Below are 23,892 nucleotides of genomic sequence, written 5' to 3'. Positions count from 1 at the left end.
GGATTCCCCGGTTGCGAGCCAGCGAGTGGGGAAAGTGCTGCTGCAGCGGCAAAGTCGCCCAGATAGTGATCATCAAGCGACCTCAGCCGAGCAAGATCGGGAGTTCCAGTAGGCCGCGGTTGCGGAAAGAGGGTTGCCAGCGCAAGGCGTCCGGGGCCACCGCAAGGGCGAAGCCGCGGGCGAGTAGTGCTGTGAAAGCGGCAGTGGCCTCCACCTGGCTCAGTCGGGAGCCGAAACTCCGGTGGATGCCGTGCCCATAGCTCAAGTGCGGGTTCGGGTCCCGTCGCAGCTGCAGTGAGTCCGGGTTGTCGAACACGGCGTCGTCGTGGTTGGCGGAGGCGATGCCCAAGAGGACGGTGTCGCCTGCGGGTACCTCGACGCCGGCGATGTCGAGTTCGCGGGTGGGGAAGCGGCGGATGGCCCATTGCAAGGGCTGGTCGTACCGCGTGAGTTCCTCTATCGCGCGCGGTAAGAGGGACTCGTCCGCGCGGAGGTCGCTGAGTTGGTCGGGGGCGGAAAGCAGCGCGTGGACGCCGTTGCCGATCAGGTGGACCAGGTTCTCGTAGCCGGCCCACAGTGCGAGGAAGGCCATCGACACGAGTTCGGCCTCGCTGAGCCGGTCCTCGTCGTCGCGCACCGCGATCAACCCGGACAGCAGGTCGGGGCCGGGGTCCGCGCGCTTCGCGGCCACCAGGTCGACCAGGAACGCGTGCATCGCGACCACCGCGTCCCGGGCCGCCGTCGGGGGTTGATCGGGGCTCGGGGTCAGCAGCGTCGTGGTCCAGCCGCGGAACCGGGTGCGGTCGGCGGGTGGGACGCCGAGGAGGTCGCCGATCACCCGCAGGGGGAGCGGTGCGGCGAACCCGGCGATCAGATCGACCGGTAAGCCGGAGGGCAGCGCCGCCAGCAGCTCCTCGGCCGCCGCGGTGATGGCCGGGGCCAGCGCCTGCACCCGGCGCGGGGTGAACTCGCCCGCGATGAGCGTGCGCAGCCGGGTGTGGTCGGGTGGGTCGAGGTTGAGCAGGTTCGCGTCCAGCGCGGGCGGCAGCGCGAACCCCCGGTACCCCGCGCCCGCGTTCGACCGGTCCACCGACAGCACCGGGTCGGCCAGCCCGGCCCGCACGTCGTCGTAGCGGGTGACCACCCACGCCGCCGCGCCGTCCGGTGTGGACACCTGGCGGATCCCGCCGTCGGCGCGCAACCGCGCGTAGGTCGGGTACGGGTCGGCGTGGAACGCCCGCCCGAACAGCTCGCTCATCCCTGCTCCGTCATCATCTCGCCGAAGATCATCGGTGGGGGCATCGTCGCGCGGCGGGTCACCGTTGCGCCGACCCGGCCCCGAGTTCGGCGAACGCCCCGGCGACCCGGACCAGCCACGCGGTGTCGGTGTCCTGCGGCGGCGGCTCGGGCACGGTCCCCGCGCCGGTGCGCACCGGGTCGGCCAGCGCGTCCGCGATCGCGACCGCGGCGAACTGCGCCCGCAGATCCGGGTCCACCAGGTCGGTGCTGTCCCGCGCCGGGCGCAGCCACCGCAGCCCGTCCTGGATCTCGATCACCCGCCGGTGCAGCCGGAAGTTCAGGTCCCGGCCCGCGCGCCTGCCCGCGTCCCGGTCCAGCGCGAGATCCGGGTTCGCCGCCGTCAACGCCGCCCACAGCGGGTACAACGCGCGGTACGCCCGGCGGTCACGCCAGTGCGCCCGCAGCCCGCTCACCTGCGGCCCCCAGCCGGGCAGGCTCCACCCGATCAACGTGCAGATCCCGCCCAGCCCCGCGCCGAGCCGCGCCACGACCTCCCACCGCTGCGGGTCGAGCCCCAGCGGGCCCGCGACCACGTCGGCGTACCTGGCCAGCACGTAGGCCAACCCGCCCGCGGCGCCGAACGCGGCCAGCCGGAGCCCGCGCGCGAGCCACGCCCCGCCGACGGCCCTGGCGTACCGCAGGCAGCGCACCACGATCAGGTACTCCGTCACGGCGAACGCGGTCACGTAGAGCATCAGGTACACCGAGTACAACCCGTGCCCGGCGTAGCGGACCGCCGCCGTGGTGGTGTCCTCCTCGGTCAGGTCGGCGAGGGTGAACAGCACCGCCATCGCCGCGAGCACCCCCGCGAAACCCCAGATCTGGCGGCGCACCACCGGTCTTGCCCGCTCCGGTTCGTGCCCCCAGAAGGTCAACGCGGCCAACTGGCTCGCGGCGACGCCGATCACGCTGCCCTGCGACAGCAGCAACGCCAGGTTCGGCACCCCCGTCACCCGGTCGAGAAGTGCCCACACCCTGGGGTCACTGATGGTGAACGTAAGCCCCATGAACAGGTAGAAGAACCCGACCGCCACCGCCGCCGGGCCCCGGTCGCCGCGCGAGAGCGCCGGGAGCTTGAACAGCAGGCTGATCCACGCGATCCCCGCGCACAGCGGGTAGAGGACCCCGTTCATCCAGCCGAGTGGTCGAGCGAGTCCGCGATCCGCGCGGCCAGCCCCTGGTGGCGCGGCGCGGCCGGGGCCAGCCGCCTGGCCAGCAGGTACGCCATGACCTCGGCCTGCTGCTCCTGGGCGTCGCTGTAGTCCTTGCGCGCCAACATGTCGCGCACCAGGTCCGGGTCGATGTCGGGGAAGAACACCGCGGCGGTGTCCTCGTCGAGGTGGCCGCCGCCGCGGTGGCAGCAGATCATGTGCCCGATCTCGTGCAGGATGATGTGCTCCCGGTGCGCTCGAGTGGTGGTCTCGTCGTAGAAGATGAAGTCCGCCTCCTGGGTGGCGACCCAGATCCCGCACGGCTCCGAGGCGCGCATCGGCACCGGCACCACGTGCAGCGGGCGCCCGCGCGCGGCGGCGAGGTGGGCGCACAGCGCGGCGAGGTCGAGCCGCTCGGGCAGGTCGAGGCCGTCGAGGAGGTCGGCGCACGCGCGCCGCAACGCCCGCAGGTCCCGGCGCGGCACCGCGTCAGGCCCCGTCGTCGGCGTCGGTGACCGGCGGCAGCCCGCGTTGCCTGCGCGCCTGGTCGAGCAGCGCGGTGATCAGGTCCAGGTTCGACCGGGGCAGCCCCATGGCGCGCTGGGCGATGCCGACCACGCCGCGGTCGCGCAGCATCGCCAGCTGCTCGAGCTGCTCGCGCACCCGCTCGCCCTGGCCGTCCTCGTCGTCGAAGAAGTAGCTGGGGTTCACCCCGAAGAACCGGGCCAGCGCCACCAGCAGGTCGGTCGACGGACTGGTGCGCCGCCCGGTGCGCAGCATCGACAGGTACGCGCCGCTGACCCGCAGGTCCGGGTTGACCCTCTTGACCTCGGCGGCGACCTCGGCGTTGGACCACTGCCGCCCGCGCGGCCTGCTCAACCGGAACAACCGGTCCAGTCGCGCGGTCAACGGCGTGCTGGCGCCGTCGGACATCCCATCCCCCCGCGTGGGTCGTCGCTCACGAACCCGACCAGTGTCGCAGGGTAACTGTCAGTTGACAATCCGCCCACACCGCTGGCTACGATGACCCGCAAGGGTTAACTCCCAGTTAGAGCGCCAACCGTCGGTGTCCCCGGGCGGGGGGTGTGGGTGTGCGGGCCTGGTGCGCGGGTCCGCCGCCGGTGAAGCCCTTGTGTGATGGGGGTGTGCCGTGTGGCGGGGTCCAGGGGGTACCCCGCCACACGGGGCCCCACCACTGACTCGTGTCGCGGATTCCCGCGCCACCACGCGGATGTGCCACGGGACTGGGGAAAGCACCTGCCCCGGGAAGTAGGAGTTCCGCGCTCAACCGGCCTGGGGGTTACCGGGAGCGCGGAACTTCAACTAGCGTAGTACGCCGATGGCCACTCTGCACAGCGGCACGGCGAAATTCGTTTCCCGGCGTGTCGCAGCCACCCGCCTCGGCTGGGGTCGACACCCCGGCGGGCACGCCTGTCGAGCGGCCGTCACACCCGTCCTCACCACGGCGTCTTGACCTTGAACGGTCCGCTGTAGGGGTAACGCCGCGGGGGGTGGGGTTTGTGACATCGGAGCGCTGAATGCGACGAAGGTCACTTTCCCGCGCACCCTAAAGTCCACAGTGGACGATCCGCGCGGGCTCGGGGCGCCCGGGTCAGCGCTGTTCGGCGTCGGGCAGCCGGGGGTGCCCGATCACCACCTCGCCGTCGGCCGTGGTGCCGATGACCACCACCTGGTCGCGGCCGTTGCGCTTGGCGGTGCCCAGCGCGCGGTCGGCCAGCTGCTGCAGGTCGGTCAGGTCGGTGCCGTGGTCGGGCGCGCACGCGACGCCGATGGACACCGTGCACGGCGGCGTGTCGTGCCCCAGCCGCACCCGGGGGCCGCCCGCCGGGAGTTCCACCGCCGTGTCCAGTCGCCGCACCGCGACGCGAATCCGTTCGGCCGCCTCCCGCGCGTGCTCGACTGTCGTGTCAGGTAGCACTACCGCGAGTTCTTCGCCGCCCCACCTGGCCACCAGGTCGCTGCCTCTAGTGCTGGACCGCAACGCGTCGGCGACCGCGCGCAGCACTTGGTCGCCGCCGAAGTGGGTGAGCCGGTCGTTCCACCGCTTGAAGTGGTCGAGGTCCAGCATCAGCACCGCGGTCGGCCGCCCCGCCTCGCGGTCGGCGGCGAGCAGCCCCCCGGCGACAGGTTCGAACCCGCGCCGGTTGTACAAACCGGTGAGCGGGTCGGTGGTGGCGTCGACGCGCAGTTGATCCCGGTCCGCGGTGCGGGCGGCCAACCTGCCCAACGTCTTGGTCTCCATCACGGCCACCGCCAGCACCGCGAGCAACGCGGCCGGGGTGACGACAGCGGCAACCACGGCGCCCAGCGCGACGAGCAGTGTGTGCGCCAACAGCAGGTTGTCCTCACGGCTGCCCAACGTCGCCGACAAGTCCCACCTGTGGAACCGAACGCCCCGATACAACGCGACTAGTGCCGCGTCCACGACGAAGTACACGACCGCTGTGAGGCCTAGCGCCGCACTGAACATCAAGCCGTGATCGGCGGTCAGCGCTGTCGCGCCAGTCGGCCACGCTGGTCCCACTACGGCGTCGCGGACGAGACTCACCGCCGCGACGGACAGCACTACCGCCGCGGTGTTGCCCACCCAGACAGCGAGGGGTCTTAGCGCTATCCGATACCGGCGCAACCGCACGGCTACCACCAGCACCACGGCCAACAGCGGCGGTAAGAGCACTGCGGCGCTGAAGAACCAGATGGACGCCTGATCGATGAACTCGACTGACCCGCGTTGCGCCCGCACCAGTCTGCGCCGTTGCTCGCTCGCGGCAGTCAGCTCTGTGTAGGTCAACGCGCACGCGATGAGAACGAGGAACACGCCAAGGTCGCCAACCGTCACCGTTGGCGCTAACCACGCCGCTGCCGCGATAGCGATAACCGCGGCGGTGTCCGTACCCAGCAGCACCGCGATCGTCGGGCGGTCGAACTCCGCGGTCCATCGGCGCTGGCACCGCGGCGGGACTACCCAACCCCGGTTTCCGGTGACCCTGCCTTCCGCGCCGTTGAGCGGCCGCGACAGCGCGAACGGGACGCCGGTGAACCGGGCCACCGACAGCTCGCTGTGGCCCGCGTTCGCCCGTATCCGGTGGTCGAGACCCGTTGTGCGGTCGTGGCACCCCGACCCGGTCTGGATTCCCCCCATACCGCCCCTCCCCGGTGAGCAGGCCCCTTGAGAAAGGAGACCCGCGGCGCGCCGGGGATACCGGTGACGTGCGGTGGGCTCCCCGGCCCACCGTGCGCGGAGGGCGCCCCCACGGCGCCGCTCCACGTGCTCGCCTTGCGAACCCCCCGTGGGCGCAAGTCCCTCACCAAGCACCCTAGGGCACGGCGGGATCCAGACAACGGCAATGGCCCAGCGAGCGCGTCAACCACTCATTCGGAGCACAGCCGCAGGGACGAACGGCCGCGCGGCCGGGGTGCGCGTGGTGGCTCGGGTGCCTGCCCGCGGCCCTATGTCTCGACGGTCGAGTCAACGCACGGTCATGCGGTCATCTCGCCGCGTCACGGCCTGGACCAGCATGGGGCACTGGGCACGCTGGTGTCGAGGTGTCTAGCCGTCCGGGACCGGGCGGGTCGGGACTTGGGCGGGTCGGGGCTGGGGCGGGACAAGGGTGAGGCCGCGGCGGTGAGTTGGTGGGCCACCGCCGCGGCCTCGGCTCAGTGATACCGGTTCCGATCGCCCCCGGGGCCCTGTTCCGGACTTGTTCGTCCGGTGGTCCCCGTTCCGCGATGCCCCCGGTACCGGCGCGCTGACACCCGCGACCGTAGGTGGCCTAGACCAATTCGTCAATGGATCCGCCGGTCGTGGCCCTTCAGGCCTGCTCGACCGGCGCCCACAGGCTGGGCAGGTTGACCACGATGCCCTCCTGGCTGCTGCGCGCGATGACCACCACCGCCGGTTCGCCGCCCGGGTTCTCCTCGCGGTGCGGCACGTACGGCGGGACGAAGATGTAGTCGCCCGGCTCGGTCTCCAGCCGCACCTCCTGGTCGCCCTCGGCGAAGACGAACACCGGGTTGCCGGACTTGACGTAGATCGCGGTCTCTGCCTCGCCGTGGTGGTGGTCGCCGGAGTTGGTGCCGGGGCCGACGTGCGTCTCGCCCATCCACACCTTCCGCGACCCGACCGTCTTGCCCGACACCGCCTCCAGCCTGCGCATCCCGCTGGTCTGGGTGGTGTCGCCGCTGAGGTCGGCGCCGCGGATGTGGCGCAGCGGGCGGTGCCAGTCCTCTGTGCCCGCCACCCGGTCGTCGTGCTCGGTCATCGCTGTCCTCTCACCGCTTGCCGCAACGGCGGCCAGCGAACGACACCGGGCGGCGGGGTGTCAATCAGCCTGGTCGACGCGTCCAGGAGGTGGACACGCGTGCCCGCCGTGCTTGTGGCCTTGTGACGCTTACTGCCTGGCCGCCTTGAGTTGTCGGCGTAGTTCCGCGCGGTGCTCCCGGTCGCCCGCGAACACGACGCCGGTGGTGTCGGTGGTGCGGAGGACGAGGACAGGGTCGCCGACGCGCGGGATGTGGATGACGCTGAACTCGCGAGTCAGGGTTGTCGTGCCGCCGGGGTAGGTGACGGTGACGGCTGCCTTCGCGTGTCCGTCGCTCGCGTTGCCCGCGTCCTCGATGGCGGCGACCTCGCCGGGGTGCCTGCTGCCGTGCTGGATGAGGGTCTCGACCAGTGGCACGTAGGTCGCTCGTTCCCGCGCTTGGCTGGTCGTGAGCCAGAGGCCCGCGAGTGTCGCGGTCAGCAGGTAGGCGCCGATGCCGATGAGCAGCCAGTCGGTGTCGGGGGCGCCCGCCAGGACGAGGGCCAGGCCGGTGGCGAACAGGTTCGCGAGCAGGGCGTAGTAGATGGTCAGGATGCCCGCGGCCACGAACAGCGCGACGCAGACCGCGATGCGCACGGCGAAGGCGGGCGTACCGGTGGTGACCTGCTCGTACAGCGTCCAGCCCGCGAGGACGGCGCCCACGCAGGCCAGCTGGCCGAAGACGAGGCGCAGGGTCTTGCGCCGGGGGGATATCGGAGGGGGAGCGGGGGAGTCGCGGGGATCTGCCGGGAGGGGCGGCTCGGCCATGGCGAGAGCACATCACGTCCGGCGGCGGGTCTTGACGGGGACCCGGGGGTGCGCGACTCTGAAAGAGAAACTTCGAAAGAACTCTTTCAGATTGGGCTGACCATGGCCGAGCTGCCGCCGCGACTGCGGGTGCGCGACGTCGAGTTGATGCGGGCGTTGGCGCACCCGGTGCGCGCGGCCCTGCTGAGCTACCTGATGGCGGTCGGCCAGCGCACCGCCAGCGAGTGCGCGGCGGCGGTGGACTCGTCGGCGTCGAACTGCAGCTGGCACCTGCGGCAGTTGCGGAAGTGGGGGCTGGTCGAGTCGGTCGCGGGCACCGACGGCCGGGAGCGGCCGTGGCGGGCGACCCAGGTCGGCCTGGAGATCGGCGAGTTCGACAGCGACGGCGCGACCCGGGCGGCCCAGATCGCCGCGTTCGGCGCTACGTTGAGCAACGAGCAGCTGCTCACCCAGCGCTTCATCGACACCATGGCCGAGCTCGACCCCGAGTGGCGGCGCGCCTCCGAGCTCAACCAGTACTCGCTGCGCGTCACCCCGGACGAGCTGGCCCGGCTCAACGCCGCGATCGACGCCTTGGTGCGGCCGTTCGTCTCGACGATCCGCGCCGACGCGCCCGCCGACGCCCGCCCGGTCCAGGCCAGTTGGCGGGCGTTCCTGCGTGTCGAGGCCGATGGCAGGCCGAGCGGATGAGGGACCTGCTGGGGCGCGGACCGTTCACACGGCTGTGGTTGGCGAGCCTGTTCGAGGAGGCCGCTGAGTGGATGGCGCAGGTAGCGCTACCTGTCTACATCTACCAAAGCACCGGGTCGGCGGGGTCCACGGCGTTGGCGATGGTGGCCGGCTTGTTGCCGACTGTCTTGCTCAGCCCGGTCACCGGGGTGCTGGTCGACCGGTGGGACCGGCGGAAGGTGCTGCTCGGGGTGTGCGTGCTGCAGGCGGCGGCGCTGGTGCCGCTGCTGGTGGGGCGCGGCCCGGCGTTGGTGATCGCGGTGCTGGTGGCGCAGTCGGCGATCGCGTCGGTGTTCGAGCCGACGAGGTCGGCCATGCTGCCCTCCGTCGTCCCCGCGGCCCGGCTGACGGCGGCGAACGCGCTGATGGGGTTCAACAGCAGCGTGGCCCGACTCGCCGGGAGCGCGCTGGGTGGGATCGTCCTGGGGGCGTTCGGCCTGCAGTGGGTGGTCGTCGGCGCGGTGGCGGCGTTGGCGGTGGCCGCGATCCTGCTGGTGCCCGCGATGCCGGGGACGCGGGTGGTTGTCGTGCGGGCCGCGGTCCTGCGGCAGTGGCTGACCGGCATCGCCGAGTTCGGACGGGGCCCACTGCGGACGGTAGGGGTGACCTTGGTGCTGGTCTCCTTAGCGCAGGGCATGTTCTTGGTGCTCTTCGTCGTCTTCGTGACTGGTCCGCTGGGTGCTGGGGAGGCTGAAGTCGGCCTCTTACGCGGCGTCCAGGCGATCGGCGGCTTGGCGGCGGGCGTAGCACTGGCGACCGTCGTCCGGCAGGCCCACCCGGGTGCCCTCCTCGGTTGGGGCGGCGTCGTCTTCGCGATTCTGTCCGCGTCCATCTGGAACCTACCGCCGGTGAGCACCACGATCGCCCTCTATATAGGACTCTTCGCACTGATCGGAGCTCCTGCCGTCGTAGCGACTACCGGCTCCCTGACCCTCTTGCAGTCCAGCGTCCCAGCGGACCGCACCGGCCGAGTCATGACCACAGCCTTCGCCGGAATGGCCGCCTTCCAAGCCCTCGGCATGCTCATCACCGGCGCCCTGGCCCCACTCCTCCCCTTGTCGGTCCTCCTCAACACCCAAGCCGTACTCCTCCTCGCGGCAGGCATCGTCGCCCTGACAGGTCTCCGCAAACCCACCCGACCCCACGAGCCGGCGCTGGTCTAGCGACTCGACGGCGAGGTGGTTGATCGTCTGACCTGCGTCGGAGGTATTTGGCGGAATTGTCTGACCGGTGTCGTATGGTCCGGTCGTCACTGTGGGGCTGGGGTCGAGTAGGGGAATTCCGTGGGTTCGGGAGTGTCAGCCGGTTCGGCTGTGTCTGTGGGTTCGGGTGTTGCCGCCGGTGCTGGTGTTGCGGCGCGTGCTGGTGTTGCCGCGGGGGCTGGTGATCCGGTGAGCGCGGGGGGTTGGGCGCTGGAGGAGGTGCCGTTCGGGGTGCCGGTGGGGTGGCACGCGGACGTTCACGTTCGGCGAGGTGGGCTTGTGCGGCGGGAGGTCGTGCTCGACGGGGCGGGTGGGGAGTGGGAGGAGTGGCGTCGCGCGGCGGGGAGGTTGGTCGTCGCTGAGGAGTCGGAGCCTGAGTTGGTGGCGGCGCTGGGGGACTTCCTCGGTGGGGTGGTGACGCCGCTCAGTGCTGCTGTGGGGGCGGTGTTGGGTGATCATGTGGACTCGCCGGGGGTTGTGGACCGGTGGGTGGTCGGGCACGGGGTGGAGTTCGCGGCTCGGGCGCTGGTGCAGTCCACGCGCCTGCACCTCGGGAGCGTCGCCCCGTACCCACACGAGGACCAGAGGATGAAGCTGTACTGGGCGAATCCCGTCGCGTTCCGCTACGAACGGGCGACCGGCGCGCAGCGCAGGTTGCGGGAGATCATCGCGTCCTGCTCCGACGCCGAGTACGCGGCGGTGGTCGCGGCACTCGAGGCCGACAGGTCGACCTTGGCGAGCATGGTCGTCACCGCCTATCTGGTGCCCGGGCGGGTCGACTGGGTCGACGGCGCGATCGAGGGGGCGCATGAGCACCGCTTCGACAACGTGAACCGCAACCGCAGCGCGTGGGAGCTCTTCGGGTGCGCGATGAGCACGGTCGAGCAGTTCACCGCCTACCGCGAGCGCAGCGAGTACTCGTTCTACTGGCCCCACGGTGTCGACGTGCTGCGAACCCTGGTCGACGCGCTCGGTCCCGACGCCGTGCCGTTGCTCGCGGAGCAGGCGAGGCGGGACTGGGGCACCTCGCCCGACGTGCCCGAGGTGGTGCTGGGTGCCCTCGCCGAGTTGTCCTCCGACGCCGCGTTCGAGGTCCTGGTCAGCCAGGCCGACGGCAAGGTGGCCCGGCCGTTGCTGAGCGAGGCGACCGCCCGGTTCCCGGTGCGCGCGCTGCGCCTGGTGACCCCGGCCGCGGCGGGGTCCGGCAAGAACGCCCGCGCGGCGGAACAGGTGCTGCGCCAGCACGTCCGGCCGAACCTGGACCAGGTCGTGCAGGTGCTCCCGCACCTGCCCGAGCACGTGCGGCCCGCCCTGGCCCGCTTGGTCGAGCACCTGCGCCCGGTCCCCGAGGTGCCGAGCGACGCCCTGCCGCCGCTGCTGGTCCAGCCGCCGTGGACGACCGCTCGCAAGGCGGCGAAACCGGTGGTCATCAAGGACCTGCCCGCGCCGACCGGCCAGGCCATCGCCTGGGAGCCGGGGGAGCGGGAAGCGTGGGCCGCGTCCGGCACCGAGCGAGCCGAGTGGGCATCCCTGGTCAACGTCCGTGTCCGCGAGCAGGTCTTGGCGGATTTCCTCGCGGGCGGCGGGTCGGAGTACTGGACCCGCGTGCTGATCCTCGAGGCCCCCGAGGACCTGGTCGGGCCCCGGCTCGCGGGCTGGCGCCCGACCAACGCGTGGGGCGCCGCCGAGTGGGGCAGGCAGGTGGCGGCCCGGCACGACCTGGCCGCGTTGCCCGCTCTGCTGCACCTGGCCAAGGCCAACCCGGGCGTGGCGGGCGGCCTGCTGCTGCCCTATGCGGACGGCGAGATCGCGCACCAGATGGCCGACTGGCAGATCCGGCTCAAGTCCGCGGGCAGCACCGCCCGCGCCTGGCTGCGCCGCCACGCCGACACCGCGGCCCGGCACCTGGTGCCGACCGCCCTCGGCCCGGCGGGCGCGTCGCGGCGCGCGGCCGAGGCAGCGCTGCGGCTGGTCCCCGACCAGGCCAGGGCCGCCGCCGTCGAGCACGGTCCCCGGGTGGTCGCGGCGATCGACGCGCTGCTGTCCACCGACCCGCTCGACGTGCTCCCCACCCGTGTCCCGGTGCCCGGCCCCTGGGCCGACCCCGCCGCGCTGCCGCAGATCCTGGTGCGCGACCGGAGTGGCGCGCTGCCGGAGTCCGCGGTCCGGCACGTCATCACCACCCTCGCGCTGTCCACACTGGACGACGTGTACGAGGGTGTTCGGGTCGTCCAGCGGACCTGTGACGCCCGGTCGCTGGCCGAGTTCGCCTGGGAGCTGTTCGGCCGCTGGCAGACAGCGGGCATGCCCGCCAAGGAGAACTGGGTGCTCACCGCCCTGGGGCTGCTCGGCGACGACGAGACCGTGCGCGCCCTGGCACCGGTGATCCGGGCGTGGCCGGGGGAGGGCGGGCACGTCAGGGCGGTCGCCGGGCTCGACGTGCTCGCCGCTATCGGCACCGATGTGGCGCTGACGGCGCTCAACGGCATCGCGGTCAAGGTCCCGTTCAAGGCCCTCAAGCAGCGCGCCGGGGAGAAGATCACCGTGGTCGCGGCCGGTCTCGGCCTCACGGCCGACCAGCTCGCCGACCGGCTGGTCCCCACCCTGGGCCTCGACGACGCCGCCACCCTGACCATCGACTACGGCCCGCGCCGGTTCGTGGTCGGCTTCGACGAGCGGCTCAAGCCCTTCGTCGTCGACCAGGACGGCACGCCGCGCAAGGACCTGCCCAAGCCGGGTGCCCGCGACGACCAGGACCTGGCGGCCACCGAGCACAAGCGCTACACGGCGTTGAAGAAGGACGTCCGCGCGCTCGCCGCCGACCAGATCGCCCGGTTCGAGCAGGCGATGGCGGTGGGCCGCACCTGGCAGGCCGGTGAGTTCCGCCGCCTGTTCGTCGAGCACCCGCTGCTGTGGCACGTCGTGCGCAGGCTGGTCCTGGTCGGCGCGGACGGCGTCTCGTTCCGCTTCGCCGAGGACCGCACCCTCGCCGACGTCGCCGACGAGCGGTGCGATGTCGCCGACGACACCCTGGTGCGGATCGCGCACCCGATCGACCTCGGCGACACCGTCGAGGCGTGGGCAGTGGTGTTCGCCGACTACGAGATCCTGCAGCCGTTCCCGCAGCTGGGCCGCCCGGTCCACCGGCTCACCGACGCCGAGCGCGCGGACACCAGGCTGACCCGGTTCGAGGGCACCACCACCCCGGTCGGCAAGCTGCTCGGCCTGACCAAGCGCGGCTGGCAGCGCGGCACGCCGATGGACGCGGGCGTCGAACCCTGGTTCCTGCGGCCGCTGCCCGGCGGCGGCTCGATCAGCGTCGCGCTCGAACCGGGCATCGCCGTCGGCTCGATGGACGTCTTCCCCGAGCAGACGCTGACCCAGATCTGGGTCGACCCCGGCTCGGGCAGCTGGAACCCGCGCGGCGAGCGCACCTTCGGCGAGCTGGACCCAGTCACCGCGTCCGAGGTGCTCGCCGACCTGACCTCGTTGCGGGGCTGAGCGACCATGCCCGACACCACCGAGCCCACAACCGCCGAGTCCCGCACGCGGAGGTCTGAGACCGCCAAGTCCGACCCCGCGCTCTCCAGTGCCGAGTCCGGTGTCCAGCGCCCGCCCGCCGAGGTCCGCTACGCCGACGAGTTGGCCCGGTTGCGCGATGCCGACGATGCGCCCCGCCCACCGGGCTGGGCGTTGAGCCTGCGGGCGGCCCGCGCGTTCGTCGTCGGCGACCCGAGCCGGGGCATCAGCGCCAAGTTCGTCGGCAACCCGTCGCTGGTCGATCGGGCGCTGGTCACCCTGGCCACCACCCGGGGGCTGATGCTGGTCGGCGAGCCGGGCACCGCGAAGTCGCTGCTGTCCGAGCTGATCGCGGCGGCGGTGTGCGGCGAGTCCACGCTGACCGTGCAGGGTGGCGCGGCCACCACCGAGGACCAGGTCAAGTACTCCTGGAACTACGCGCTGCTGGTCGCCGAGGGCCCGTCGCCGCGCTCGCTGGTCCCCGCCCCGATGCTGCGCGGGATGGCCGAGGGCAAGGTCGTGCGGTTCGAGGAGATCACCCGCTGCCCGCTGGAGGTCCAGGACTGCCTGCTGTCGCTGCTGTCCGAGCGGGTCGTGGCGATCCCGGAGCTGACCGGTCCGGACGCGATGGTGTTCGCCCGCGAGGGGTTCTCCGTCATCGCCACGGCCAACACCCGCGACCGGGGCGTCAACGAGATGAGCGCCGCGCTCAAGCGGCGGTTCAACTTCGAGACGGTGTTCCCCATCGCCGACCTGGACACCGAGCTCGACCTGGTCGAGCGGGAGGCGGGCAGGCTGCTGGAGCGCTCGGGGGTGCGCGTGGCGCCCCGCCGCGACGTGCTGGAGGTGCTGGTCCGCACGTTCCGCGACCTGCGCGACGGCACCGAGCGGCTGTCGTCGGTGATGAGCACGGCCGAGGCGGTGTCGGTCGCGCACGCCGTCGGGTTGCGCGGGTGGTTCCTGCGAGGCGAGGCGGGCACCGCGGCCGATGTCGTCGAGTGCCTGGCCGGGACCGCGGCCAAGGACAACGCCGACGACCTGGCCCGGTTGCGCCGTTACCTGGAGCAGCAGGCGCCGCGCCAGTCCGGGGAGCAGTGGGCCCAGCTGCACCGGGCCCGACACCTGCTCTCGGGCTGATGGCGGTCACGTTCCTCGGTGTGCGCCACCACAGCCCGGCGTGCGCGCGCGAGGTCCAGCGCACGATCGAGCGGCTGCGGCCCGCGCACGTGCTCGTCGAGGGGCCGGTCGACTTCACCGACCGGGTGGACGAGTTGCTGCTCGGGCACACCCTGCCGGTCGCGGTCTACACCTACTACCGCGACGGGCAGCGGGTGCACGCCTCGTGGACGCCGCTGTGCGAGTACTCGCCGGAATGGGTCGCGATCACCACGGGTCGGGCGGTGGGCGCTCAGGTGCGGTTCATCGACCTGCCCGCCTGGCACCCCGCCTTCGCCGGTCGGGACAACCGGTACGCCGACGCCGAGACCCGCTACGCCGAGATCGTCGAGCGGCTGTGCCGGGAGTTCGCGGTCGACAACGTGGACGTGCTGTGGGACCACCTGGTCGAGGTCGCCCCGGACGACGACCTCGCGCCCCGGCTCACCGCGTACTTCGACCTGCTGCGGGGCGACAGCGCGGCGGGCGAGCAGGACCGGGCCCGCGAGGAGTACATGGCGTCCTGGGTCCGAGCGGCGGCGGCCGACGCGGGCGACCGGCCGGTCGTGGTGGTCACCGGCGGGTTCCACACCCCGGCGCTGCGCGTGCTCGCGGGCAGCGGCGATCGGGAGTGGCCCGAGGCACCCGCGCCGCCGCCGGGGTCGGAGGGGGCCAGCTACCTCGTCCCGTACTCCTACCGGCGGCTCGACGCGTTCAGCGGCTACCAGTCGGGCATGCCGTCGCCGGAGTACTACCACTGGCTGTGGACCGGCGGTGTCGCCAGCGCCGCCACGGCGCTGACCGAGGCGGTGACGCGCGGTCTGCGGGCCCGCCACCAGCCAGTGTCCACAGCGGACCTGATCGCCGCCCGCACCCTGGCCGAGGGACTCGCTCGGATGCGCGGCCACGAGCTGCCCGCGCGCACCGACGTCCTGGACGGGCTGCTCGGCGCGCTGGTGTCCGAGGACCTGCCCCAGCCGCCGCCGTGGTCGCGCCGGGGTCCGCTGCCACTCGGGACGCACCCGGCCGTGGTCGAGGTGGTCGCGGCGCTCAGCGGTGACCGCGAGGGCGCGCTGCACCCCGACACACCCGCTCCGCCGCTGGTCGGTGCCACCGATGTCGAGCTGTCCCGGCTCCGGCTCGACCACGGCGGCGAGGTCCGGCTCGACCTGGCCGACCCCGTCGACCTGGAGCGCAGCCGCGCGCTGCACCGGCTCCGGGTGCTGGAGATCCCCGGGTTCACCGTCCGGTCCAGCGACACCGCGCTGGCCTTCGTCGAGCGGTGGCTGCTGCGGCCGGACGACAACCGGGGGCCCGCGCTGATCGAGGCCGCCGTGCACGGCGCGACCCTCGCCGACGCGTCCGCGGCCGTGCTGGGCGCCCGGGTCGCCCCCGCCGACGCCCCAGGCCTGGCCGCGCTGCTGGTCGACGCCAGGTTGTGCGGGATCGTCACGCTCTACACCGGGGTGGTCGACGCGCTGGCCGACAGTGTCGCCCAGGTGAGCGCGCTGGCCGACCTCGGGGACGTGCTCACCGAGGTGCTCGGCCTGTGGCGCCACGACAGGATCTTCGGGACGGCGGGCAGCCCCGCGCTGGGGCAGGTGCTGGACGCCGCGGTGACGCGGGTGCTGTGGTTGGTGGAGGGACTGCACGGCGGCCCGCAACCCGCCGAGCGCGGCCGGTTGTCGACCCTCGCCGCCACCCGCGACACCGTGCGGCACGCTGCCGCCGCGCTCGGGGTCGGTGCGGAGGCGGCGGTCGACGTGCTGCGCCGGGTCGCCGCCGATCTCGCCGCACCACCGGACGTCCGGGGGGCCGCGTTCGGGTTCGGGTGGTCGCTCGGCCTGCCGGTCGACGTGGTCACCGCCGCGCGCGGCATGACCGCCCCGGACACCATGGGCGACTGGCTGGCCGGGCTGTTCGCCCTCGCCAGGGCCGAGGTCCTCGACGACCCGGAGGTGATCGCCGTGCTCGACGACGCGGTCACCGCCCTGTCGGACCACGACTTCCTGCTCGCCCTGCCCGCGCTGCGCCAGGCGTACGGCTACTTCCCACCCGCCGAACGCGAGACCATCGCGCGGCTGCTGCTGGACCGGCGCGGGTCCGCGGCCTCCGCGCGTTCGGTGGTCCACACGGCTGTGGACCCCTCGGTGGTCTCCGCCGCGATGGCGCTGGAGCGGGCCGTCGACGCGGTGCTGAGCAGGGAGGGGCTGGCATGAGCGAGGACATGCGCCGGTGGCGGCTGATCCTGGGTGAACCCGCGAACTCGTGCGCCAACCCGCTGTGCGACGCCGACGCCCGCCAGGACGCCGCCCTGCGCTGGCTCTACGACCACGACCCGGAACTGGCGGAGCGGGGCGTGCGCGCGGGTGGGCTCGGGGAGTCCACACTGACCACAGTGGACTGGTTGGACGAGGTCCACACCCTGTTCCCCCGCGAGACCGTCGAACGCCTGGAGCGCGACGCGATCGAGCGCTACGGCATCACCGACGTGCTCACCGACCCCGAGGTGCTGGCCAGGGTCGAACCGAACGCGGCCCTGCTGCGGGCCGTGCTGCGCACCAAGCACCTGATGAACCCGGCGGTGCTCGCGCTGGCCAGGCGCATCGTCGAGCAGGTGGTGCGCGACCTGCTGCGGAGGCTGGCGGTGGTGGTGCGGCAGCCGTTCAGCGGACCGCGCACCCGCAGGCGCAGCCCGGTCCGGCTGGCCAGGAACTTCGACTTCCACGGCACGATCCGCGCCAACCTCGCTCGCTACCGCCCCGACGAGCGGCGGCTGGTGGTGGACGAGGTCCGGTTCACCGCCCGCACCCGACGGCAGGTCGACACCTGGCAGTTGGTCCTCGTGGTGGACCAGTCCGCGTCGATGGTGGACTCGGTGATCCACGCCGCCGTCACCGCCTCCTGCCTGTGGTCCGTCCCAGGACTGCGAACCCACCTGATCGCCTTCGACACCGCCGTCGTCGACCTCACCTCCGACGTCACCGACCCCGTCGACCTCCTCATGTCCGTCCAACTCGGCGGCGGCACCAACATCGCCAAGGCGCTCTCCTACGCCGCGACCCTCATCGACACCCCCCGCCGAGCCATCATCGCCGTGATCTCCGACTTCTACGAAGGCGGCGACCCCAACGCCCTGGTCCGCTCGGTCCGCACCCTCGTCGCCCAGGGCACCGTGGTCCTGGGCCTGGCCGCCCTCGACGAGTCCGCCACCCCCGCTTACGACCGAGCCCTGGCCCAACGCCTGGCCAACGAAGGCGCCCACATAGGCGCCATGACCCCAGGCGCCCTAGCCGAGTTCATAGCCGAACGGATGGGCTGATGCGGGCGGACCTGGGGGCGCTGGGCACGCCTACCGATCAGCAGATGGGCAGTGGCGGCGGGGCGGTTGTCCTGGTCGTGGCCTCACGGGGGACGGGGTGGGCTGATGCGGGCTGATCTGGTGGCGTTGAGCGCTGAGGTGTTGGGGGCGTTGGCTAGTCGGGGGTTGGTGAAGCGGGCTGTTCGGGAGGTTGAGGCGGGGGCTGGGCCGGAGTTGGCGGTGGGGGCCGACGGGGGTGTTCGGGGGGTGTTCGGGGATGGTGTGGAGACGGTGTTGGCGGTGGGGGTGCCGTTGGGGGCGACGGTGTGTTCCTGCGGGGCGGTGGGGGTTTGCCGGCATCGGGTCGCGGTTGTGGTGGCTTATCAGCGGGCTCAGGCGGCGGTTGTGGTCGCGCCGTGGTCGCCCGCGGTTTTCAGTGATGACGACCTGGTCGACCGGTTCGGGCAGCGGGTGCTCGCTGCGGCGCGGCGGACGTGGCGGGCTGGGTTGCCGGTTCGCGTGCGCAGGGCCACGGCGGCTGACCCGGTGCCCGCCGTCGAGTTGCCCTCCTGCACCGTGCGGTTCCTGGTCGCGGGCGAGCTGGCCTACGCCGACACCGACGCGGTCGCGAGCTACCGGGGTGAGGCCGTGGTCCTTGCGGTCTGGGCCTTCCGCGCCGCCGACGAGCGGGATCCGTCCACTGAGGACGTCCGGTTCGACGTGGGTGGTGCGGGATCGGCAGCCCCGGTTGACATCACGGCCGCCACGGAGCTCGCCGCGACGGTGCTGCTCGACGGTGCCGCCAACGCCAGTCCGGTGCTGATCGGGTCCCTGCGCGCGGTCCGCGACGACCTGACCTCGGCGAACCTGCACTGGCCCGCCGCAGCCACCGATGAGCTGGTGGAGCAGTTGGCGGCGTACCAGGCGCGCGGTGCCCAGCACCGGGTCGAGCGGGTCGCGGAGTTGATCACCGAGGTGCACGCCAGGGCGCGGGCCACCGGTGACCGCTCCCGGGTGCTCGGCGTGGAGGAGATTGCCGAGACGCGGCTGCGCCAGGTCCGGCTGACCGCGCTGGGTGCCCGGGTGCGCGGCACAGTCGATAGCCGCACAGTCGACATCTACTTCCACGATGCCCGCGACGTCCTCGTCCTGCGCGAGCACATGTCCGGCGAAACGCGGTTGCACGGGGTGACGCCGCGCGAACTCGCGACGTCGACGGTGCTCTCCGAGTCCGTTGTCCGCGGTCCGAGCCGGGTCATCCGCCTGGCCCGCGGCGGAGCGGCCAAGACCTCGATCATCCCGAGTGGACACTCGTGGTCTGACTTGTCCACAGTGGTGTCGAACTACGCCGCCGCCGTGACCGCCCTGCGCGCCGCGCCGCCGCGAGTGCTTCGTCCCCGGGTGGCCGCGGAGTCGGTGCGCGTCCTGCGGATCGCCCAGGTCGAGCACGTCGGCTACCACCCGGGCGCCCAGCGGCTCGAAGCGGTGATCACGGACCCCGATGGCACGGCCGCCCTAGTGTCCGCCGAGCACCGGGGAGTCGCCCCGGGAGCGCTCGACGCCCTGGCCCGCGCCCTCGCCGACGAACCGACCTACGTCAGCGGCGCGGTGAGCCAGGCCGACGGCGAACTCCGGATCGACCCCATCGCCGTGTTCACCGCGCACGGACTGGTCGTCCCCGATCTAGCACCAGCCGACGCCCCTGCCCGCCTGGAGCAAGCCACGTCGCCTCAACCAGACCACCTGACGGCGGTGCTCACCGAGGCCCAGTCCTTGTGCGCCGAAGCCGCCCACCGCGGCCTCCGCCACCTCTCCCCAGCCTTCCGCGACCGCCTCCCCACCACGACCGCCCGCTTACGCGAAGCGGGCCTCCACCCCACCGCCGACGCCATGGCCGCCTTCGCCCGCACCCCAGCGGTCGACACCTGGCTGCCCCTCCACCTCCGCCTCCTCATCGCCCTGGAACTCAAATAGCGACGGTGCACCTAGTGACCGGTCAGAGGCGAGGGGTGCGGCGGACGGGGTTGGCGCGTTCGAAGGCGGCGGCGAGGGCGAGGGTGGTGGTGTCGGCCCAGGGGCCCGCGATGAAGGAGAGGCCGATGGGGAGGGTGCCCACGTAGCCCGCGGGGACGGTGGTGGAGGGGTAGCCGGAGGCGGCTGCGGGGGTTGAGGTGCCGAGGATGTACGCGTCGCCCGCTGTGTAGTCGGTGCGCCAGGCGGGGCTGTTGGTGGGGGCGACGATGGCGTCCAGGTGGTGGGCGGCCAGGGTCTCGTCGATGGAGCGGCGGGCCAGGGTCGTGGTGGTCGCGCGCTGCTGCCGGTAGGTCGGGTCGGTGGGGCCGGGGGCGGTCGCGGCCTGTTCGAACAGTTCCTGGCCGAACTTGCTCAGCTCCACCGGGTCCCGGCGGTTGAAGTCGATCAGGCCTTGGATGCTCTGCGGCGCCTGTGGCCTGGTCCGGAGGTAGGGCGGCAGGTCGCGGGCGATCTCGGTGAGCAGCGCGGGGTACTCCGCCTCGGCGATCTCCGCCTGGTACGGCAGTTCCACCTCCACCACGGTGGCCCCCTGCGCGCGCAACAGTGCCACGTTCCGCTCAACGATGCGGTCGACGTCCTTGTCGATGCCCGCGTTGCGCCAGACGCCGATGCGGGCACCGCGCAGGACGTGCTTGCGGAGTGCGCGCGCGTAGTCCGTGGGCTGGTTGCTCGGGTACGCCAGCGTCGCAGCGTCGGTGCGGTCGCGGCCCTGCAGTACGGACAAGGTCAGCGCGACGTCCTCGACGTTGCGAGCCATCGGGCCCGCGGTGTCCTGCTCCAGCGACAGCGGCACCACCCCGGTCCGGCTGACCAGCCCCAGGCTCGGCTTGTGCCCGACGATGCCGTTCGCGGCGGCGGGGCACACGATCGAGCCGTCGGTCTCCGTGCCGATGGCGACCTGGGCGAGGCTCGCGGCGATACCGGCGCCGGACCCCGACGACGAACCACACGGGTTGCGGTCCAGCGCGTAAGGGTTGTTGGTCTGCCCCCCGACCCCGGACCACCCCGACGTCGAATGAGTGGACCGGAAGTTAGCCCACTCGGACAAGTTGGCCTTACCGAGCACCACCGCCCCCGCCTGCCGCAACCGCGCTACCAGCGTCGCGTCAGCCGATGGGGGAGTACCGAGCAAGGCGCGCGAACCGGCCGTGGTAGCCAGACCGCGAGTGTCGATGTTGTCCTTCAGCAAGACAGGGATGCCGTCCAACGGCCCCCGCGTGTGACCCGACCGGCGGCGCTGATCGCTGGCCTTGGCCTGCGCGATGGCCGTCTCGTCGACCTTAAGGACCGCGTTGACCTTCTTGTCCACGGTCTTGATCCGGTCCAGGTAGGCCTGCGTCAACCGGACAGCGCTCAGCGCCCCCCGGTCCATCAACCGCTGTAGTTGCGGGATGGTCGCCCGGTCGAGGTCGAACCCCAGACCCGACGCGCTGGCCACCGGGCCGGGCACCACCGAGGCCAGGACAGCCAGACCGAGAACCGCGATCACTCGCCGCATGCGCACCCGCGTGAGTCAAACCGGGTCCGGGACCGCCGTCAACACCTCCCAGTTGCCCGTTGGGGAAGCCGCCCGTTCCCCCACGGACGGCGGTGCACGGCTGTCCGCGCCCGCCCCCAGGCGCGATAGTCGAGCGCAGGTCAGCACACGCGGGAGGCGCGGTGATTCACGAGGTCGACCTGTGCCTGCGGCGGTTGGTCCGTGACGACGCGCTGCTCGGCGGGGATGTAGACGTCGCGTTCGAGGCGCCCACCAAGGACTGGGCGTCGCGCCGCAACGCCCCGACGGTGAACGTCTACCTCTACGACGTGCGCGAGGACATGCGCCGGAGGCAGCGCGGACTCCACAACGAGTACACCGACGGCGTCGTCACCGCCCGCCACCTGCCACCCCGCTACTTCAAGCTCTCGTACCTCGTCACGGCGTGGACCCAACGCCCCGAAGACGAGCACAGACTCCTGTCGTCCCTCTTGAGCCGATTCCTGCGCTATGAAGCGATCCCGCCGGAGATGCTCGACGGGACCCTCGCCGACCTGGCCCTCCCGCTGCCGATGACGGTGGCCCTACCGCCGCCGGAGGATCGTGCCTTCGCCGATGTGTGGACCGCGCTCGGTGGCGAACTCAAGCCGTCTCTCGACATCGTCGTGTCCGCGCCGATGGAGACCGGACGCGTCTTCCCGGCAGGCCCGCCCGCCAGCGAGGGCGTGCGCCTGGAGGTCGGCGGCGACAACGCGGTCGCGCACAACGTGCCCCCGAACACCACGCCCGGCCACGTGCCGGAGCGGGTCGCGATGACCAGGGTCCGGAGGGGGCACCAGTGACCGACACCAGCGTTGTGCACTTGTTCGACCGTCTAGCAGCTTTAGAACAGCGTATCCGGGACGCCGTAGCACTAAGACGAGCCGGTGACCCAAACCCGGACGACCCGTTTCGTGGGCTCTACCTTTCCGAGGAAGCCATAGACGCGCTGTTCGCAGACAGCCGCTCGCCGTTCCCGCTACCCGGCGACCTAGACCCGGCAGGCCTGTCCGACCGCCTGACCAGTCTTGTACCGCTCAGCCCTCTAGACACCGAGCTGCTGCTCATCGCCGTCGCCCCCGACATAGACAGCCGCTTCGAGCAGTTCTACGGCTACCTCAACGACGATGTCACCCGACGCCGCGCCAGTGTCGGCCTCGCCCTCCGGCTGTGCGGCGTCCCAGAAGCCTCCGCACCGGCAAGGGCCCGGCTCGACGCCGACGCCCCGCTCATCACCTCGGGCCTCCTGGTCGTGGACGACCGCGACCGCCCCCTGCTCTCCCGCTCACTACGGGTCCCCGACCGCGTCGTCGCCCACCTGCTCGGTGACACCCGGATGGACCCCGGCATCACCGGGTTCGCCACCGCCACCACCGAACTCGACGCCCTACCCGGCACCGAACTGCTGGCCAGGGCGTTCGGCGGCGGCGTCCGATCGGTCTACCTGCGCGAGCACCCCGGCTGCGGCGCCAGGGAAACCGCTGCCGCCGCCCTCGCCGAGGCAGGCTTCGCCGCGTTGACCGTCGACACCGGCCGCCTCCCCCGTGACCACCCCGAAGACATCGCCCGGGCTCTGCTGCGGGAGGCGTTGCTCCGTGGCGCGGGCATCGTGATCGGCCCTATCGACGCGGACGGCACCCCTCTGCCACTAGGCCGGTTGTCGCACCCCGCCGTGCCGACCGTGCTGCACGGGACCGCCGTCTGGGATCCGAAGTGGAGCGCCACACCCCCGGTCCAGCACGACGTCCGCCCGCTCACCGTCGCCACCCGCACCGCGATCTGGCACTCCTGCCTGGCGGGCAAGCTCGCCCCGGACGCCGACCCAGCGAAGGTCACCGCGCACTTCGTGCTCGGCCCCGGCCAGATCCGACACGCCGCGCACGCCGCCGAACTCGCCGCCGTCGCTTCCGGTGGCCCTGTCCGCGCCGAACACCTGCGGGCGGGCGCGCGCGGCCAGAACGCCGCGGGCCTGCAACGCCTCGCCCGCCGTATCGAACCGGCCGTCGGTTGGGAAGACCTGGTGCTCCCGGAACCGATCCTGGTAGGCCTACGCGAACTCGCCGCAAGAGCACGCCACCGCGACCGGGTCTTGGACGAGTGGCGGATGCGTCCCGGCGGCGGTCGCGGTCGCGGCGTCACCGGCCTGATGGCAGGGGACTCCGGTACCGGCAAGACCATGTCCGCGGAGGTGATCGCGGGCTCGCTCGGCATGGACCTCTACACGGTCAACCTGGCCACCGTGGTCGACAAGTACGTCGGCGAGACCGAGAAGAACCTGGAGCGCATCTTCAGCGAGGCCGCGGGCGTCAACGGCGTGCTGCTCTTCGACGAGGCCGACGCGATCTTCGGCAAGCGCTCCGAGGTCCGCGACGCGCACGACCGCTACGCCAACATCGAGAGCGCGTACCTGTTGCAGCGCATGGAGACCTTCGAGGGCATCGCCCTGCTCTCCACCAACCTGCGGGCCAACCTGGACGAGGCGTTCACCCGCAGGCTCGACGTGGTGGTCGACTTCCCGGTGCCAGACGAGCGGCTGCGGCGCCAACTGTGGGACCGCTGCCTGGGCACCGCCCTGCCCCGCGCCGACGACCTCGACCTCGACTTCCTCGCCGACGCCTTCGAGTTGGCGGGCGGGCACATCCGGTCCGCGGCGATCACCGCCGCCTACCTGTCGGCCGACGCGGGTGAACCGGTGTCCATGGCCCGGCTGGTCGGCGCCGTCGCCCGGGAGTACCGCAAGCTCGGGCGGCTCTGCCTGGAGCGCGAGTTCGGCCCCTACCACCACGCCGCGATGGCGGTCTGAACCCCTTGGCGCACCACGGCACCGGCCATCCCCGGCGGCCTTGTCGCGTTGGGAGTGTGCTCGGCTGCCTCTTAGGGCAACGGGTGCTTCCCC

General features: G+C 72.3%; 17 protein-coding genes. 9 read left to right on the top strand and 8 right to left on the bottom strand.

All coding sequences use genetic code 11. The features are described from left to right. Positions 1 to 82 precede the first annotated feature (82 nt). The 7 genes from LV79_RS31355 to LV79_RS31325 form a co-directional block, all read right to left on the bottom strand. Entirely contained in the window at positions 83 to 1,258 is a 1,176-nt protein-coding gene (locus LV79_RS31355; RefSeq protein ID WP_253841928.1) for a cytochrome P450 family protein, read from the bottom strand. Between the two features lie 58 nt (positions 1,259 to 1,316). Beyond that, positions 1,317 to 2,432 carry an MAB_1171c family putative transporter gene (locus LV79_RS31350; protein ID WP_253841927.1) on the bottom strand — a complete coding sequence of 372 codons (1,116 nt, stop codon included), beginning with the start codon at positions 2,430 to 2,432 and terminating at the stop codon, positions 1,317 to 1,319. Continuing rightward, positions 2,429 to 2,935, bottom strand: a complete 507-nt coding sequence (locus LV79_RS31345; protein ID WP_253841926.1) for a hypothetical protein — start codon at positions 2,933 to 2,935, stop codon at positions 2,429 to 2,431. The genes LV79_RS31350 and LV79_RS31345 overlap by 4 nt, the downstream gene beginning before the upstream one ends. 4 nt (positions 2,936 to 2,939) lie before the next feature. Continuing rightward, positions 2,940 to 3,383, bottom strand: coding sequence for a helix-turn-helix domain-containing protein (locus tag LV79_RS31340; RefSeq protein WP_253841925.1), 444 nt, complete (start codon positions 3,381 to 3,383; stop codon positions 2,940 to 2,942). 679 nt (positions 3,384 to 4,062) lie between these two features. Then, complete coding sequence (locus LV79_RS31335; RefSeq protein ID WP_253841924.1) at positions 4,063 to 5,613, bottom strand: GGDEF domain-containing protein; 1,551 nt, start codon at positions 5,611 to 5,613, stop codon at positions 4,063 to 4,065. Between the two features lie 670 nt (positions 5,614 to 6,283). Continuing rightward, a complete protein-coding gene (locus LV79_RS31330) occupies positions 6,284 to 6,733 on the bottom strand; it encodes a cupin domain-containing protein (protein ID WP_253841923.1) in 450 nt (149 codons plus the stop codon). 129 nt (positions 6,734 to 6,862) lie between these two features. Next, a complete protein-coding gene (locus LV79_RS31325) occupies positions 6,863 to 7,540 on the bottom strand; it encodes a hypothetical protein (protein WP_253841922.1) in 678 nt (225 codons plus the stop codon). 102 nt (positions 7,541 to 7,642) lie between these two features. Between LV79_RS31325 and LV79_RS31320 the strand changes: the two genes are divergently transcribed. The 7 genes from LV79_RS31320 (at position 7,643) to LV79_RS31290 (ending at position 19,420) form a co-directional block, all read left to right on the top strand. Then, positions 7,643 to 8,230, top strand: coding sequence for an ArsR/SmtB family transcription factor (locus LV79_RS31320; RefSeq protein ID WP_253841921.1), 588 nt, complete (start codon positions 7,643 to 7,645; stop codon positions 8,228 to 8,230). Continuing rightward, entirely contained in the window at positions 8,227 to 9,432 is a 1,206-nt protein-coding gene (locus tag LV79_RS31315) for an MFS transporter (RefSeq protein ID WP_253841920.1), read from the top strand. The genes LV79_RS31320 and LV79_RS31315 overlap by 4 nt, the downstream gene beginning before the upstream one ends. A gap of 318 nt (positions 9,433 to 9,750) precedes the next feature. Next, a complete protein-coding gene (locus tag LV79_RS34715; protein WP_253841919.1) occupies positions 9,751 to 12,972 on the top strand; it encodes a DUF4132 domain-containing protein in 3,222 nt (1,073 codons plus the stop codon). Between the two features lie 6 nt (positions 12,973 to 12,978). Next, positions 12,979 to 14,127: an ATP-binding protein gene (locus tag LV79_RS31305; protein WP_253841918.1), complete on the top strand. Its 1,149-nt coding sequence runs from the start codon at positions 12,979 to 12,981 to the stop codon at positions 14,125 to 14,127. Beyond that, positions 14,127 to 16,364 (top strand): DUF5682 family protein, encoded by a 2,238-nt coding sequence (locus tag LV79_RS31300; RefSeq protein WP_253841917.1) that lies wholly within the window; start codon positions 14,127 to 14,129, stop codon positions 16,362 to 16,364. The genes LV79_RS31305 and LV79_RS31300 overlap by 1 nt, the downstream gene beginning before the upstream one ends. Continuing rightward, on the top strand, positions 16,361 to 17,467 hold the full coding sequence (locus tag LV79_RS31295) for a VWA domain-containing protein (protein ID WP_253841916.1): 1,107 nt from the start codon (positions 16,361 to 16,363) through the stop codon (positions 17,465 to 17,467). The genes LV79_RS31300 and LV79_RS31295 overlap by 4 nt, the downstream gene beginning before the upstream one ends. A gap of 384 nt (positions 17,468 to 17,851) precedes the next feature. Continuing rightward, positions 17,852 to 19,420 (top strand): YehQ family protein, encoded by a 1,569-nt coding sequence (locus LV79_RS31290; protein ID WP_253842095.1) that lies wholly within the window; start codon positions 17,852 to 17,854, stop codon positions 19,418 to 19,420. 22 nt (positions 19,421 to 19,442) lie between these two features. Here LV79_RS31290 and LV79_RS31285 read toward each other — a convergent pair whose 3' ends face one another. After that, complete coding sequence (locus LV79_RS31285; RefSeq protein ID WP_253842087.1) at positions 19,443 to 20,978, bottom strand: amidase; 1,536 nt, start codon at positions 20,976 to 20,978, stop codon at positions 19,443 to 19,445. Positions 20,979 to 21,139: 161 nt separating this feature from the next. Between LV79_RS31285 and LV79_RS31280 the strand changes: the two genes are divergently transcribed. Beyond that, positions 21,140 to 21,799 (top strand): Pvc16 family protein, encoded by a 660-nt coding sequence (locus tag LV79_RS31280; protein ID WP_253841915.1) that lies wholly within the window; start codon positions 21,140 to 21,142, stop codon positions 21,797 to 21,799. Then, complete coding sequence (locus tag LV79_RS31275) at positions 21,796 to 23,799, top strand: ATP-binding protein (RefSeq protein ID WP_253841914.1); 2,004 nt, start codon at positions 21,796 to 21,798, stop codon at positions 23,797 to 23,799. Before LV79_RS31280 ends, LV79_RS31275 begins: the two co-directional genes overlap by 4 nt. Positions 23,800 to 23,892 lie beyond the last annotated feature (93 nt).

This window comes from Actinokineospora globicatena, assembly GCF_024171945.1.
GTDB classification, from domain to species: domain Bacteria; phylum Actinomycetota; class Actinomycetes; order Mycobacteriales; family Pseudonocardiaceae; genus Actinokineospora; species Actinokineospora globicatena.
The sequence above is the reverse complement of the archived record's forward strand: the minus strand, read 5'-3'. Positions and strand labels throughout refer to the sequence as shown.

What these genes read in the sequence shown, in the direction of transcription:
- LV79_RS31355 (WP_253841928.1), bottom strand. Translation starts at nt 1,258, where the DNA reads ATGAGCGAGCTGTTCGGGCGGGCGTTCCACGCCGACCCGTACCCGACC.
- LV79_RS31350 (WP_253841927.1), bottom strand. Translation starts at nt 2,432, where the DNA reads ATGAACGGGGTCCTCTACCCGCTGTGCGCGGGGATCGCGTGGATCAGC.
- LV79_RS31340 (WP_253841925.1), bottom strand. Translation starts at nt 3,383, where the DNA reads ATGTCCGACGGCGCCAGCACGCCGTTGACCGCGCGACTGGACCGGTTG.
- LV79_RS31335 (WP_253841924.1), bottom strand. Translation starts at nt 5,613, where the DNA reads ATGGGGGGAATCCAGACCGGGTCGGGGTGCCACGACCGCACAACGGGT.
- LV79_RS31330 (WP_253841923.1), bottom strand. Translation starts at nt 6,733, where the DNA reads ATGACCGAGCACGACGACCGGGTGGCGGGCACAGAGGACTGGCACCGC.
- LV79_RS31325 (WP_253841922.1), bottom strand. Translation starts at nt 7,540, where the DNA reads ATGGCCGAGCCGCCCCTCCCGGCAGATCCCCGCGACTCCCCCGCTCCC.
- LV79_RS31320 (WP_253841921.1), top strand. Translation starts at nt 7,643, where the DNA reads ATGGCCGAGCTGCCGCCGCGACTGCGGGTGCGCGACGTCGAGTTGATG.
- LV79_RS31315 (WP_253841920.1), top strand. Translation starts at nt 8,227, where the DNA reads ATGAGGGACCTGCTGGGGCGCGGACCGTTCACACGGCTGTGGTTGGCG.
- LV79_RS31305 (WP_253841918.1), top strand. Translation starts at nt 12,979, where the DNA reads ATGCCCGACACCACCGAGCCCACAACCGCCGAGTCCCGCACGCGGAGG.
- LV79_RS31300 (WP_253841917.1), top strand. Translation starts at nt 14,127, where the DNA reads ATGGCGGTCACGTTCCTCGGTGTGCGCCACCACAGCCCGGCGTGCGCG.
- LV79_RS31295 (WP_253841916.1), top strand. Translation starts at nt 16,361, where the DNA reads ATGAGCGAGGACATGCGCCGGTGGCGGCTGATCCTGGGTGAACCCGCG.
- LV79_RS31285 (WP_253842087.1), bottom strand. Translation starts at nt 20,978, where the DNA reads ATGCGGCGAGTGATCGCGGTTCTCGGTCTGGCTGTCCTGGCCTCGGTG.